This window comes from Serratia fonticola (genome assembly GCF_001006005.1).
Taxonomy (GTDB): Bacteria; Pseudomonadota; Gammaproteobacteria; order Enterobacterales; family Enterobacteriaceae; genus Chania; species Chania fonticola.
Genome location: NZ_CP011254.1, coordinates 3,393,005 through 3,408,077, shown reverse-complemented (window position 1 = coordinate 3,408,077; position 15,073 = coordinate 3,393,005). Strand labels below are relative to the sequence as shown.

The 15,073-nt window shown below is 54.3% G+C and carries 12 protein-coding genes and 1 pseudogene; 8 read left to right on the top strand and 5 right to left on the bottom strand.

What is annotated here, in order from left to right; translation table 11 throughout:
- Positions 1-20: 20 nt before the first annotated feature.
- From nrfD to nrfA, 4 genes and pseudogenes are all read right to left on the bottom strand, one after another.
- Positions 21-968, bottom strand: coding sequence for a cytochrome c nitrite reductase subunit NrfD (nrfD, locus tag WN53_RS15100; protein WP_024486116.1), 948 nt, complete (start codon positions 966-968; stop codon positions 21-23).
- A complete protein-coding gene (gene nrfC / locus WN53_RS15095; RefSeq protein WP_024486115.1) occupies positions 965-1,636 on the bottom strand; it encodes a cytochrome c nitrite reductase Fe-S protein in 672 nt (223 codons plus the stop codon). The genes nrfD and nrfC overlap by 4 nt, the downstream gene beginning before the upstream one ends.
- A complete protein-coding gene (gene nrfB, locus WN53_RS15090) occupies positions 1,633-2,202 on the bottom strand; it encodes a cytochrome c nitrite reductase pentaheme subunit (protein WP_024486114.1) in 570 nt (189 codons plus the stop codon). The genes nrfC and nrfB overlap by 4 nt, the downstream gene beginning before the upstream one ends.
- Positions 2,203-2,244: 42 nt before the next feature.
- Positions 2,245-3,597: pseudogene (nrfA, locus tag WN53_RS15085) on the bottom strand (ammonia-forming nitrite reductase cytochrome c552 subunit); the annotation flags it as partial.
- A gap of 517 nt (positions 3,598-4,114) precedes the next feature.
- On the opposite strand from nrfA, the gene WN53_RS15080 reads away from it, so the two are divergent.
- Both WN53_RS15080 and WN53_RS15075 read left to right on the top strand, forming a co-directional pair.
- Positions 4,115-4,753, top strand: a complete 639-nt coding sequence (locus WN53_RS15080) for a TetR/AcrR family transcriptional regulator (protein ID WP_024486112.1) — start codon at positions 4,115-4,117, stop codon at positions 4,751-4,753.
- A 187-nt stretch (positions 4,754-4,940) separates the two neighbouring features.
- Positions 4,941-5,714, top strand: a complete 774-nt coding sequence (locus WN53_RS15075; RefSeq protein ID WP_080660752.1) for a MipA/OmpV family protein — start codon at positions 4,941-4,943, stop codon at positions 5,712-5,714.
- A 164-nt stretch (positions 5,715-5,878) separates the two neighbouring features.
- On the opposite strand, the gene WN53_RS15070 is transcribed toward WN53_RS15075, so the two are convergent.
- Complete coding sequence (locus tag WN53_RS15070; RefSeq protein ID WP_021180041.1) at positions 5,879-6,808, bottom strand: LysR substrate-binding domain-containing protein; 930 nt, start codon at positions 6,806-6,808, stop codon at positions 5,879-5,881.
- A 905-nt stretch (positions 6,809-7,713) separates the two neighbouring features.
- Here WN53_RS15070 and WN53_RS15065 point away from each other — a divergent pair.
- From WN53_RS15065 to WN53_RS15040, 6 genes are all read left to right on the top strand, one after another.
- Complete coding sequence (locus WN53_RS15065) at positions 7,714-8,319, top strand: ankyrin repeat domain-containing protein (protein ID WP_024486351.1); 606 nt, start codon at positions 7,714-7,716, stop codon at positions 8,317-8,319.
- Positions 8,320-8,358: 39 nt separating this feature from the next.
- The gene (locus tag WN53_RS15060; RefSeq protein ID WP_024486350.1) at positions 8,359-9,252 is read left to right on the top strand and encodes an oxamate carbamoyltransferase subunit AllH family protein; all 894 of its coding nucleotides are present in this window, start codon (positions 8,359-8,361) and stop codon (positions 9,250-9,252) included.
- A complete protein-coding gene (fdrA, locus tag WN53_RS15055; RefSeq protein WP_024486349.1) occupies positions 9,212-10,759 on the top strand; it encodes an acyl-CoA synthetase FdrA in 1,548 nt (515 codons plus the stop codon). The genes WN53_RS15060 and fdrA overlap by 41 nt, the downstream gene beginning before the upstream one ends.
- A complete protein-coding gene (locus WN53_RS15050; RefSeq protein WP_024486348.1) occupies positions 10,759-12,177 on the top strand; it encodes a YlbE family protein in 1,419 nt (472 codons plus the stop codon). Before fdrA ends, WN53_RS15050 begins: the two co-directional genes overlap by 1 nt.
- Positions 12,178-12,298: 121 nt before the next feature.
- On the top strand, positions 12,299-13,849 hold the full coding sequence (locus WN53_RS15045; RefSeq protein WP_024486347.1) for a xanthine permease: 1,551 nt from the start codon (positions 12,299-12,301) through the stop codon (positions 13,847-13,849).
- A gap of 273 nt (positions 13,850-14,122) precedes the next feature.
- Positions 14,123-15,073 (top strand): carbamate kinase family protein, encoded by a 951-nt coding sequence (locus tag WN53_RS15040; RefSeq protein WP_024486346.1) that lies wholly within the window; start codon positions 14,123-14,125, stop codon positions 15,071-15,073.

Sequence of the window (15,073 nt, the reverse complement as noted above, 5' to 3'; positions counted from 1 at the left end):
TATTCTGCTACAACATGCCTTCAAGCAACTGTCATCTGCCCGGCATACAGAATGAAATAACGCAGCAACAGCACGCCACACAGGCTAGCGCCGCTGATCAACAGGATATGGAAACGCGCTTTCCCCCAGCCCAAGGCCTTCAGCAGCAATGGCATAATCAGCCCACAGCCGACGACGCCCAACCAGAACCACCAGGACCAGAACCCACCGCCAAGCGCGGCCGACAAGGCACGGAGTTTGCCGTCATCCCCCAGCCACAGGCCGATGAAGAACGCCGCCAGCAAGAAGATCTCCAGCCACACCACCGGCGTCTCCAGGCGATGCAGGAAATGCACTTCCCGGCTGTGCAGATGACCTTTAGGGCCGAAGGCCGCCACCAGCAGTGCCACCGCGATCCCGGACGAAACGCCCGAGAACAGGAACAGCACCGGTAACAATGGGTTATTCAGCATCGGATACGACTTCAGCGCCGAAAGCAGGAAGCCGGTATAAGCCCCCAACAGCACCGCCAACACCAGCATCACCGTTTCTATTGGCCGCAACAACGGCAGCAAGCGCTGCAGCAGACGCGGGATCACCGCCAACTTTGGTAACCAACGCTGTTGTAGCGCCGCCACCTCGTCACGGAAGATCAGCGCCAACCAGACCACCAGCACTACCATGTAGACCTGGAACAGCATCACCCCCATCGACATCACCGAGGTGAAGCTATAGTGGAACATCAGTTTCCAGAAGGTCCACGGACGGGTCAGGTGGAAAATCAGGATCACCAGCCCAAGCATGACCGAGGTTGGCGCGACAAACAGCGTGGTCAACATCACCCGGCTGTTGGATGCCCCCTCCTCTGGATGATAGCGGCGCAACAGGATAGCCAGAGTGACCAGACCGGCGGAGATGCCGATCAGGAACAGGTAAATCGCAATGGGCCAGTCCCAGACCAGAGAGTCAAAATGAAAGGCAGAAGTCATTGACTTGTCTCCCCATATTTAAACGGCACGCGATACATTTTTGGCCGTGTCCCTAACGCTATCTTGTAGCGATAAGTGGTCTTTTGCTGCAACAGCCGCGAAATATCACTGTGTGGATCGTCGAGATTGCCAAAGGTTAATGCCTTGGTGGGACATGACAATACACAGGCTGGCTGCTTGCCCTGCCGCAGGTTGGTCTTGCGGCAAAAATCGCATTTATCCGCCGTTTTGCTCACCGGATGAATAAAGCGTACCCGGTAAGGGCACGCAGCGATGCAGTATTGGCAACCGACACAGAGATCCGGGTTCACGTCGACAATGCCGCTGGCGGCATCGATAAACGAGGCACCCGTTGGGCAGACATGCACACAGGGAGCGTCATCGCAATGCTGGCACGAATGGCGGAAAAACCGGTACTTCACGTCCGGAAATTGGCCTATCGGTTCGCTACGGATGATCTCCAGCCGTGAAACGCCCACCGGCACCTGATTGACTTCGCGGCAGGCATCGATACAGGCGGTACAGCCGATGCAACGCGACTCATCGTGGATCATGCCGTAACGGATGCCATTGACGTTCATGGTATGCGCCAGCAGCTTTTCCGTCAGGGTCGAGCCAGCCGCCAACACGCCAATGCCTACGATAAAACGGCGCCGTGAGCAGCTCATGGCTGCCCCTTATCCAGTCTTACGGACGCTGGATTAAACGCGGGATCATCCTGTTGTTGACGGTGGCAGTCCACGCAGAGCTTGATGCGCCCCTTGTCGTTCAGCCCTTGTACCTTATCTTGCTGCGGGTGCAACGTATGGCAGCTGGCGCAGCTCACCTTGGCCAAATGCACATCATGTGGCCAGAAGGCTTTTTGCAACGTCTCTGGCAGGTGGCAGGACATGCAAACGCTGTTTTGCTGTTCGACGCCGAACATTGGCTCGTTGAAACGCATCACATCCTTCACGCCCTCACGGTGATGCAGTGAAGGTGAACCGTGACAGTTGGTGCAGGTCAGCGGCAATTTGTTATTCGGGTTAATGGCTCCCGCATGTTTACCGTGCATCGCATTCTGTTGCGGCTTATGGCAGCGCAGGCAGGCCTCATCCGGATTACGTTGCAAGGTGACTTCCGCCGATTGCTGTTGAACCGCGGGGCTGTCGGTCTGGGCCGATACCGGTAATACTGTCAGCCAAAGGCTACAGGCAAGCACCCCGGTAGTTAATAACGAACGCAGTACGCTCATATTGACTCCATTTATTTACGCCCCGCGCACGGGGCGGAGGGGTTATTTGCCTAACAGCCCGGTTTTACGTGCCTGTTCTTCCCACTGCGGTACCACCGTCTTGAGGAATTCCTGCTTTTCGGCGTTCAGCTGCGGCATGTCCATACCCAGCGCCAACTGTGCCTTTTCCTTGGTGGAAATGTCCGGCAACTTGACTTCAGTGGTGATGCCCTTGGTCGCTAGCAGACGGATCAACTGAGTCCGAGCCTGTGCAGCCTGATCGAGCGCGGTGCCCAAAATGCGCAATGCAACTTCTGGCGCATGCATTTGAATACCGTGGGAAGCAATGGAAAAATCCCAGCGCCATTGCGCATGACGGATGTGGGTCAAGATAGGCTTCATCTCGGCTTCGGTGGCACCGGCATCCCAGGCCGCTTTCGCTTCAAAGTGCGCGTGAACCAGTTGGTCTTCTACCTTCAGCTTGATCTCGTTGATATCCTGCTTACGTTTTTCGACCACCGCCTGCATGCTGGCTTTATCCTGGGTGTGGCAGTTCTTGCAGGTTTGTTCGAAGTTATCGAACGGGTTGCCAATTTTGTGATCGGTATAGATCTTGCCTTCGGCGTTTTGCACTTTCGGCATATGGCAGTCGATACAGGTGACGTTGTTCTTACCATGAATACCCGCGCTCCAGGTTTCATATTCTGGATGTTGGGCTTTCAGCATTGGCGTCTTGGACAGCGGGTTGGTCCAGTCGGAGAATTCGATATTGTCGTAATACACTTCCATGTCATCGACCGTGGTGCCCTTGTCCCAAGGGAATTTCACCGCTTTGTCTTTACCATCAAAGTAATACTCAACGTGGCACTGCCCACACACCATCGATTGCTGATCGAAGCGGCCTGCCTTGTCAAACGGCTTACCTATCGTTTCCATGGCACGAGCCGCGTAAGGGCGGGACAGGTGTAGCGCAGGTTTACCAGCGGCAAAATCAGCGGAAGCGGTATTGTGGCAATCCGCACAGCCGAGATTATTAACGATTTCCGGCCCGCCACGCGCCCATTTACCGTGGAAGTAGGCCGCTTCGCCCTGTTCGGCGATCACCCTGGCAACGTCCGGGCTTTTACAACTCCAGCAGGCCATCGGCAACGGACCATCTTCTGCCGTTTTTGGTGCACCCGTTCGCAAGGATTCACGAATATCCGTGATGGCATAGGCATGCCCACGCGGCTTGTTGTAATCCTTGGCAAACGGGTATCCGGCCCAGAGAATGACCAGACGCGGGTCGCCAGCCAAAGCGTCTACCCGATCGGACTGCTCGGAAGTCGCCTGCCAGGACTTATATTGGTCAGGGTGAGGTGCAGAGAAGGTTTCATTCTTGGCTTCAACCTTCTGCGGCGTGGCGGCAGGTGTCGCCTCTGCCTGTGCCGAGAAAGAGAGAAAAACCGCGTACATCCCTGCCAGAAATAGCATCAATAACTTGCTTACCTTATTCATAAGCATCCCATCCATTTAGCCTGCTTGAGAGCAGTGCTTTTATTAGTCGTTAAGTTCTTGTTAGAACAGATTCTCGCCATTACTCCGTGCGTAGGGATACCATAGACCACACAAAAAATGTTGTCTTTGGTCAAGTTCCGGCAGGTTGTTCAGTTGTTGATTGAATTTTGCGAGGCAGCGCAAACCCGAACTAACTCTAATTAGTTATTGAAAGATAAGGGGTTGGATGGGGAAACAAAATGATGACACGTACTCGATGTTTCCCCTCCCCCCAAAAAGGAGAGGTGACTAGTTCGGAGCGGTAGTCAGATACGGAAGGTAATCTGCGGAATATCCACCCCGGCCATTGCGTGCAAAAAAGCTGCATTTTTTTGTTGACTGACCGTCAGTCAATTAATACCGTAGCGCTACTCCATACGAAAAAGAGGGATTTAATATGGTACGTACTGTGAAAACGCCAGAGGTGCGCCGGGCTGAAATTTTGCAGGCGGCAAGCGAGCTGTTTCAGGAAATCGGTTATGAGTCGACCTCTGTTGATTCCATCGTCCGCAGTGCAGGCATCGCCAAGGGGACGTTTTATTACTACTTCAAATCTAAAGATGAAGTCCTGGCAGCACTGGCACAGCAACTGTGTGCCGAGATGGTTGCCCGTTCACAAATCATTGCTGACGATCCGCAACTGGGGGCGATTGAAAAGTTCTGCGCCATCATCGCCTCGCAGAATCAAACCGTAGAAGCCGGGCAGGCTTTGGTTGAGGACTTACACCGCCCAGAGAACCGCGCATTGCATGAGCGCAGCAATATTGAAACGGTGTTGGCCTTTGGGCCAATTCTTGCGGCAGTGGTCGAGCAGGGAAACCAGGAAGGCGTATTTCAGGTTGATGATCCGCTATCGACGGTGCAGTTCATTCTCGCCGGTTCGCTGTTCCTGTTCGGCCACCAGATGTTTAGCTGGACGCCTGAAGAGCAAGCCGCACGTATGCAGGCCATGCTGTTGCTGATTGAGCGCGCCTTCGGTGCCGTTGCCGGGTCATTTGCCGCCGTATTAGGAGCCAGTATCCAAGGGGAAGAATAAAATGGCCCCGGTACAATCTATTATTTTCTGCAACGCTAATGGCGGCGTTGCTTATTTACATTAAACAGGAGGCTGTTAAAAATAAAACAATAACATTTCATTAGCGTATCAATAAAAACCTGAACTTTAGTTATCGGCTCATTAGCGGCTGATGGCTACCTTTTGACCTAACTCTGGGATATTTATCATGATGGATTATTCTTCTTTATCTACTCGCACGTCATTTTTAATGGTTAAACCATTCTCGCTGGCGGCCATATTATTAACGGGCAATGCCTATGCTGGTGATTGGTCGGTAGGTGCTGGCGTTCTGGCGGAACAGTTACCCTATCGCGACTATGATGCACAATATATACCGCTGCCGATTGTGACTTATCAAGGAGAGCAGTTTTTTATTAATAGCCAAGGGATCGGCATTAATCTTCTGAGTTCCGAGAAGCATAATCTGCATTTGGCGGTTAACTACTCCCCGCTAAGCTTTAAGCCTGAGGATAGCGACGATCCGGCGATGAGGAAGCTGGATAAGCGGCGAGCGACCGCCATGGCAGGCATCGGTTATCAGTATCATGCCGATTGGGGGAGCCTTAACGCTGATATTGCAACTGACGTGCTGGGCTATAGCGACGGTGTAATTGCCGATGTCGGCTATCAATACCGCTTCCAGTTTGGCAAATTTCAGCTGGTACCCGGTTTCGGCATGCGCTGGCAAAACCGCGCCTTCAATAATTACTATTTTGGTATCAGCGAACCGGAGTCACAGCGCAGCGGAATGCAACAATACCGAGCGAAAAGTGGCGTCACATCTTACATTTCTCTCGCCAGCTATTATGCCATTAATAACGACTGGCAGCTGTTCCTGATAGGGTTTAATGAACAGATGAGCGACACGGTGAAAGATAGCCCGATGACCAACCGTGATTATAGTATCAATGCAGTGGCCGGTGTTTTATATAGTTTCTGATCGACTCACTATTTGATAAAACCAGCGATGACTCCCAATACGCATTTATGGGAAGGGGCTGTTTTCGCCATAACCCACTGCACCTTAATTTGTGACTAGCCAACTTTAAGGTGCAGTTTACTCTCTGCCAGTGTAAGAAAATTTTAGGCACCAAGATCCCCAAATCACTCCCGGTAAAGCAAATCCCCATAAATCCCGGTCAGCACCCCACCCGGAGCGAACTGCTTTTTGATCCACTGGGTGACCTGCCCGGTTGCCGCATGCTGCGTCGCCAGCAACATGCTGGAATCCTGCCGTGGGTTATGAATGGCGCGGGTAGCCAATAGCCCTTCCGCTACCGGCTCACGCGCCATATATTCCGGCAAGAAGCCAATCCCCTCCCCTAAAATCTGGCATTGGCACTTGGTGTTAAAGTCCGGCACCAGGATCGCTTCCTGCCCGTGCAGCAACCACCCCACCTTCTTGTTGATGGTATGCGCGGTGTCTTCCACCATGATGTTGGGATAAAGCCGTAGCTGGCTCTCAGAGATCGGCTCTGGCATAAACGCCAATGGATGATCGGGCGCAATGGCGAACACCCAACGGATGGCGCCGATCTCGGTGTAATCAATGCCGCCGCCGTCCAGCAACGTATCCGGTGCACCAATGGCGATATTGGCCTGGTTGTTGATGATGGAATCCCAGACGCCGTTGTACACCTCGGTGGTCACCGTGATGTGGCAGGTGGGGAATTGCTTCTTCAACACCTGTAGCAGCCGGGCGGTATGCCGAGGGGTGTAGAGCAACTGATTGATACAGATGCGCACCCGCGCCTCTATACCCTGAGAGATGGTATCTATACCGCGCTTGATGGCATGGAAGTCGTTAAGCAGGTCGGTTGCTTTACGGTAGAAGTAAAAGCCGGACTCGGTGAGTTCGATGCTGCGCGTGCTGCGGTTAAACAGCACGACGTCCAGCCCGGTTTCCATCCGTTTGATGGTATAGCTGATGGCCGAGGTCGTCAGATCCAGCTCCTTGGCCGCCTTGCTGAAGCTGCCAAAACGCGCCGTGGTGGTAAATGCCAACAGATTTTCTTCGGTAAAAATAGAATTCATAGACCCCTCACCCTAACCCTCTCCCACAGGGAGAGGGGACCGATCGAGTGTGTTTGAAATTATCGTGACTCACTTTGGCTAGGTCACAACATACCTCGCCTTTCTTGTTTTCACTCCCTACTTTCCGAAGCTGAACGGTCCAACCACGCACTCCGGGCAGCTCGCACTCCCTGTGGGGAAAGGGACCGATCGAGTTTGCTGATTTTTTGCGTAAAACCTCATCCACCTTCTTTTTGCACCCCACTTTCCGAAGCTGCACGGGCTCGCCATGCACTCGGGGCAGCTCCCTCTCCCTATGGAAACAGATCGATTTCGATGATCACCCATCCACCTTCTTTTTGCACCACACTTTCCGAAGCTGAACGGTCCAACCACGCACTCCGGGCAGCTCCCTCTCCCTGCGGGGAAAGGGACCGATCGAGTTTGCTGATTTTTTGCGTAAAACCTCATTCACCTTCTTTTTGCATCCCACTTTCCGAAGCTGCACAGGCTAGCCATGCACTCGGGGCAGCTCCCTCTCCCTGTGGGAGAGGGTTGGGGTGAGGGGCCGCCGCATTGTTGAATGTATTTGTAAATCCTATGGCACGCAACCAGTATTGAACAAAATTTAACACTGCGATCACAACTGATTTGAAGACAATCACACTTCTGATTATTAGTTTGGAGCCTGATGTGGCGCGAGGTGAAAGCCCATTCCCCGCAGAGACGTTTGCCGTGGCAAAAGGCGCAAAACATAAGAGAAAGATTGCGCCGACGCACAGTTTGTCTTTATTGTTGAATTATTTTCAACAATTACACCCTTTGCGATGAATGATTCTTAAGCGGATGTTTTTATCCAGCATCTGTTGCTATTCTCAGTAGCAATGAAAGCATCCAATCCCACTAAAAAAACAGGGAGCTAGAATATGTCTGATAAAGCGCTAATCACAGAGTTTCTTTTTGCGGCGGAAAAGGGTGACAGCGACGCGCTGAAAAGCTGCCTGACTGAAGGTGCGGATATCAATGCCACCAACCGCCAGGGCCGCACCGCAATTACGCTTGCCAGCTTGAATAAACATTACGACTGCGTGGAATTATTAATCGCTGCCGGTGCCGATATTGATAAGCAGGATCAGACCTGTTTTAACCCCTTCCTGCTGAGCTGCCTGAATAACGATTTAACGCTGCTACGCCTGGTATTGCCAGCAAACCCGGATTTGGACCGCTTAACACGCTTTGGCGGCGTAGGTATTACCCCGGCCAGTGAAAAAGGCCACGTCGATATTGTGCGTGAATTGTTAACGCGTACCGAAATTAACGTCAATCACACCAACTTTGTCGGTTGGACGCCGCTGCTGGAAGCCATAGTGTTGAATGATGGCGGTGCGAAACAGCAAGAGATTGTCAAATTACTGCTCGAGCACGGTGCTAATCCACATATGACCGACAAATATGGTAAATCGCCTCTGACGCTGGCCCGTGAAAAAGGCTATCACGAAATTGCTGAACTGCTGGTTGCCGCCGGCGCTTAACAGAGGAGAAATGCCATCGCACAGCCGCAACGGCAGTGCATTACAGCGTTATCGGCGGAGGTGGCGTTCCCCCGCCAGAGGCTAAGTGGGCAGGTCGAACAGGTTTTTTCCCGCGCGGTAAACCTGTTCGTCCCCGAGCAGAACATGCTCTACACGTTATTAAGCGACGAGTACGATAACGCCCCCAATAGTTGCCGCATAGCGCTCAGGCACTGTGACCAGATATTTAGCCCAGGAGATCGCGTCGAGTTCTCTCAGGGCGGCATTGAAATAGGTAAACATTGTTGGGTTGATTTTTCCCACTGCGATATATGGCAGCAACCTGACCTGTATTTAACCGATAAAAACCGGGCATCTATTGACTGGTTACAATGGGGAGAATGCATTAATCAACAGGCTTCATCCGGTAATTCGCTGTTTAATTACCGTGGCGATAATATATTTTATCGGGAAATGGCCAGGTTATTACAACTGCATCGTGATGCGTTATTTCTGGCTATACGGCGCGATGAAGATCCCGACGAGGCCTTACATTCCCTCATTGGTTTGGGAATTGGCCTGACGCCTTCTGGGGATGATTATCTGGTTGGGCTTTGCTCTATATTACTGTTGCCCGGTCATCCGGCACAAAAGTATCGCGAGGTTTTTCTGGCGGTGCTGGAAAAAGCACAACATAAAACCACGCTGCTAAGCGCTATTACCTTAGAGGCGGCAATCAATCAGCGTTACCGACAGGTGATAAGTCACCTGTTAGAAAAATTAATACACGACGATCGTCACCTTATTATCGATACCATTAACAAGATTAAACAGATTGGTTCAAGTTCGGGTTGCGACATGCTGTATGGCATGGCCGATGCCTGCCTCTTGACCTCATATTTTGGAGAAAAATATGTCCATCAGGATAGTGGTAAAAAACAACACCTGGTTTGACTCTGTTTCGCTGATGTCTATTTCCACTAAAGCGAACAAACTTGAAGGCGTTGAACAAGCGTTTGTGGCCATGGCCACGGAGATGAACAAAGGGGTGCTGGAGAATCTGGGCTTGTTAACCCCAGAGCTGGAAGCCGCCAAAAACGGCGATCTGATGATCGTGATTAAGGGCGCCAGCGATGAAGCTAATGAGGCAACCCTGCAAGCGATCGAAGCCTTGTTCACCCACAAAGATAAAGGTGGCCGCCACGAAGCGCGCTACGCCACCCTCGCCAGTGCGAAAACGCATATCCCGGAGAGCAACCTCGCGGTGATCTCGGTCAACGGGTTGTACGCGGCACGTGAAGCTCGTCAAGCGCTGGAAAACGATCTCAACGTAATGCTGTTCTCCGATAACGTCTCCATCGAGGACGAATTGGCGCTGAAACAGTTGGCGCATGAAAAAGGCCTGCTGATGATGGGGCCAGACTGCGGCACCGCCATTATTAATGGCACCGCCCTGTGTTTTGGTAACGCGGTTCGCCGTGGCAACATCGGTATTATCGGCGCATCCGGCACCGGTAGCCAGGAGCTGAGCGTACGTATCCATGAGTTTGGCGGCGGCATTTCGCAGCTGATTGGCACCGGCGGGCGCGATCTGAGTGAAAAGATCGGCGGCCGGATGATGCTGGATGCGATAGAGATGCTAGAGAACGACAACGGTACAGAGGTGATTGTACTGGTCTCCAAACCCCCTGCCCCAGCCGTGGCACACACCGTGCTCGAGCGCGCCCGTGCCTGCCGTAAACCCGTAGTGGTTTGCTTCCTTGGGCGCAATGAGCCACCAGCCGATGAGCCAGGGTTACAGTTTGCGCGTGCAACCAAGCAGGCAGCGTTAAAGGCCGTGCTGCTTACCGGCATCAAAGAAGAGTCCCTCGACCTGCATCCACTCAACTGGCCGCTGATTGAAGAAGTCCGTGCCAAGCTGACGCCGCAGCAAAAATACATTCGTGGCCTGTTCTGTGGCGGCACCCTGTGCGACGAAGCGATGTTTGCCGCACTGGAAAAATACGACGATGTCTACAGCAATATTCAACCCGACCCGGCCATGCGCCTGCAAGACCTTAACCGCAGTGTGGCACACACCTTCCTCGACTTTGGCGATGACGACTTCACCAATGGCAAACCACACCCGATGATCGACCCGACCAACCGCATCCAACGTCTGTTGCAGGAAGCGCGCGACCCAGAAGTTGGCGTGATCGTGATGGACTTCGTGCTGGGCTTTGGCTCTCACGAAGATCCGGTGGGCGTAATGATCGAGGCGATCACAGAGGCCAAAGCCATTGCGGCCAGCGAGAGCCGACCGTTGGAGATCCTTGGCTATGTGCTGGGCACCGATCTCGATACGCCGTCGCTACAGCAGCAGTGCCAGATGCTCACCGATGCGGGCGTGATCTGGGCGAGCAGCAGCACCAATACCGGATTGCTGGCGCGTGAATTTGTCTGTAAAGGAGGGAAAGCCTGATGAGCCACTCGTTATTTAACCAACCGCTGAACGTGATTAACGTCGGTATCGCCATGTTCAGTGATGACCTGAAAAAACAGCATGTGCCAGTGACCCAGCTCGATTGGACTCCGCCGGGCCAAGGTAATATGGCGGTGGTTGAGGCCCTCGATCAGATTGCCTCCCCCGCGCTTGCCGAGAAAGTGGCTGCCGCCAACAAACTGGCGCTGGAACGCATTATTCAGTCGCATCCGGTGCTGGTAGGTTATGACCAGGCGATCAACGTCGTCCCAGGTATGACGCGCAACACCATTTTACATGCAGGCCCACCGATCACCTGGCAGAAGATGTGCGGTGGGATGAAGGGCGCGGTCACCGGTGCGCTGGTGTTTGAAGGACTGGCGGCCAACCTCGACGAAGCCGCAGAATTGGCAGCCTCCGGGGAAATCATCTTCTCGCCGTGCCATGAACACGACTGCGTTGGCTCGATGGCGGGCGTGACTTCTGCATCAATGTTTATGCATATCGTCGAAAATAAAACCTACGGCAACCGCGCTTATACCAATATGAGCGAGCAGATGGCGAAGATCCTGCGCATGGGGGCCAATGACCAGAGCGTGATCGACCGACTGAACTGGATGCGCGATGTGCAAGGCCCGATGCTGCGCGATGCGATGAAGCTGGCCGGTGAGATCGACTTGCGGCTGATGCTGGCACAGGCGCTGCATATGGGTGACGAGTGCCACAACCGCAACAATGCGGGCACTACGCTGCTGATCCAGGCGCTGACGCCGTGGATTATCCAGGCGGGCTACCCGGTTGAACAGCAGCGCGAGGTCTTCGACTTTGTCGCCAGCAGCGATTACTTCTCCGGCCCAACCTGGATGGCAATGTGTAAAGCGGCAATGGATGCGGCGCACGGTATTGAGTACAGCACCGTGGTTACCACCATGGCACGTAACGGCGTTGAGTTTGGTCTGCGCATCAGCGGGCTACCGGGCCAGTGGTTTACCGGCCCGGCACAGCAGGTTATCGGCCCGATGTTTGCAGGTTATAAACCTGAAGACTCGGGGCTGGATATCGGCGACAGCGCCATCACCGAAACCTACGGCATTGGTGGTTTTGCCATGGCGACCGCTCCGGCCATCGTCGCACTGGTAGGGGGCACGGTGGATGAAGCGATTGATTTCTCGCGCCAGATGCGTGAAATCACCCTGGGCGAAAACCCCAACGTCACCATTCCCCTGCTGTCGTTTATGGGGATCCCAACGGCGATCGATATTACCAAGGTCGGCAGCAGCGGCATCCTGCCGGTGATCAACACCGCCATCGCCCATAAGGATGCAGGGATCGGCATGATCGGTGCCGGGATTGTGCACCCGCCGTTCACCTGTTTTGAGAAAGCAATACTGAGTTATCGCGACCACTACTGCCAATAAAAAAATAACGGGGCTAACCCAGCGTTAGCCCCACCTGACACCAGAGAGTTGTTCACCTGCAGGACCAATGGCGATCCCGTGGATCGTCGAGAGTTGTTAAACGACCTGTGAAGGATTTTCCATGAACAAAATGAAATTAGAGTGGAAACGCGGTGACTGGGCAGCCTACTTCGGGCTGATGACCAATAACCTGACCAACCTGCTCACCATGATGGGGTTACTCATCTTCGTGGTGGGTATCCCCAAAGAGATTGTCTACGGACGCATAGCCCCGGCCTTTGGCCTGGCCGTGATGATGGCCAGCATCTGTTACACCTGGTTCGGCCTGCAAATGGCTCGCCAGACCGGGCGGAGCGATGTGACCGCGCTGCCTTCCGGCCCGAGCGCACCTTCCATTTTTACCGTGACCTTCCTGGTGCTGATGCCGGTTTATCAGTCCACCGGCGATGCGGACTTTGCCATTTCGATCGGCCTGGTGTGGTGCTTTGTTGAAGCACTGATCCTGGTGGGCGGCTCATTCCTCGGCGAAACCATCCGCAAGATGATCCCGCGCACCGTGCTGCTTTCTTGCCTTTCCGGCCTGGGGCTGTTGCTGCTGGCGATGAACCCGATGCTGCAAGCGTTCGAAGCTCCGACCGTTTCGTTCATCGTGCTGCTGCTGATCTTTATCAACTGGTTTGGCAAAAAGCCTATATTCGCCCGCATTCCGACCGGTTTGCTGCTGTTGATCGCCGGTACCGCGCTGGCGTGGATCTCCGGCCTGCAAAGCCCGGATGCGATTAAAGCCTCGATGTCTTCCTTTGGCTTTAACCCGCCAGGGTTCCATGTCGATAGCTTTATGCAGGGCCTGCCGCACGCGCTGCCGTATCTGGCCTCTGCCGTTCCGCTGGGGCTGGCGAACTACATCTTTGACCTGGAGAACATCGAGAGTGCGCACGCCGCCGGGGATGAATACAACACCCGCAAAGTGATGATGGCCAACGGCCTTTCCTCCATGTTCGGCTGCCTGCTGGGTAACCCGTTCCCGGTGACCGTATATGTGGGCCACGCCGGTTGGAAAGCGATGGGCGCCAGTATCGGTTACACCTTGGCTTCCGGCGTGACAATGTTCCTGGTACCGCTGTTCGGGCTGGGTGCCTTTATGCTGGCCGTGATCCCGATGACGGCGATCGTGCCAATCCTGGTATTTATCGGCGTGGTCACCGCCAACCAGGTGGTGAGGGAAACGCCGAAGATCGAGGTCCCGGTGATCTTCATCTGCCTGTTCCCGTGGATCGCCAACTGGGGATTAACCATGGTCAACAGCGTGCTGGGGGCGGCGGGCACCTCGGGAGCCAAGCTGGGCGCAGAGTTGCTGCATAGCAAAGGCGTGTATTACCAGGGGCTGGTGCATTTGGGTAGCGGTGCGCCGCTGGCCAGTATGCTGTGGGGATGTGTCGCGATTTTCGCCATCATCAACAAACCGCTGCGTGGTGCGGTGGCGGCGGCAACCGGCGCACTGCTGGCGCTGTTCGGCGTGATCCATGCGCCAGCCGTGGGCTTTGCCGAGGGAAGCTCGTTGCTGTTCACGCTGGCTTACCTGATGATGGCGGCCATGTTTGTGCTGAAACATTTTCTCGATAGCCGTGAAACGGTGGCCGCCGCAGTTCAGGAGCCAACCAAGACCGCCTGACCCCTCACCCCAACCCTCTCCCACAGGGAGAGGGAGCTGCCCCGAGCGCATGGCAAGCCCGTGCAGCTTCGGAAAGTAAGGAGTAATAAAAGGAGGGTATCACACGGAAAAATCAACGGACTCAGTTGGGTGAAAAAACAAGGTGGATGAGTTATTACGCAGAAAAATCAACGAACTCGATCGGTTCCCTCTCCCTGTGGGAGAGGGTTAGGGTGAGGGGCAATCACCAGCTCCCGCCCCTATTTAAACGGCCTTTTTAATCGGAAAACCCAGATGAAAGAACTCGTCGTCGTCGCCATTGGTGGCAACAGCATTATCAAAGACAACGCCAGCCAGACAGTGGAACATCAGGCCGAGGCGGTGAAAAAGGTCGCAGACTCGGTGCTGGAAATGCTGGCATCGGATTACCACATCGTCCTCACCCACGGCAACGGCCCGCAGGTGGGGCTGGAATTGCGCCGTGCCGAAGTGGCCCACGAACATGAAGGCCTGCCGCTGACCCCGCTGGCCAACTGCGTGGCGGATACCCAAGGCGGTATCGGCTATCTCATTCAGCAGGCACTCAATAACCGCCTGGCACAGCATGGCGGGCAGAAAGCGGTAACCGTCATCACGCAGGTTGAAGTGGATAAACAGGATCCCGGTTTCACCAACCCCACCAAACCGATCGGCGCTTTCTTTAGCGAACAACAGCGCGATGCGTTATTGCAGCAATACCCCACCTGGCGTTTTGTAGAAGACTCCGGGCGCGGCTATCGCCGGGTGGTCGCCTCACCGGAACCCATCAGGATCGTGGAGGCCGACGCAATCAAGGCACTCACGCAACAGGGGTTTGTGGTGATCGGAGCAGGCGGCGGTGGCATCCCTGTAGCGCGTAATTCACAAGGGGATTACCAAAGCGTCGATGCGGTGATCGATAAAGATCTGTCCACTGCCCTGCTCGCCAGGGAAATCCGTGCCGACGTACTGGTGATCACCACTGGCGTAGAGAAAGTGTGCATTCACTTTGGCAAACCGAATCAGCAAGCGTTAGGCCAGGTGAACGTGGCCGAAATGACCCGCTATATGGCAGAAGGCCACTTCCCTGCTGGCAGCATGCTGCCGAAGATCGTCGCCAGCCTGGCGTTCTTACGCGATGGCGGCAAACGCGTCGTCATCACCTCGCCGGATTGCCTCCCCGCCGCACTGCGCGGTGAAACGGGCACCCATATCGTTAACCTCTGA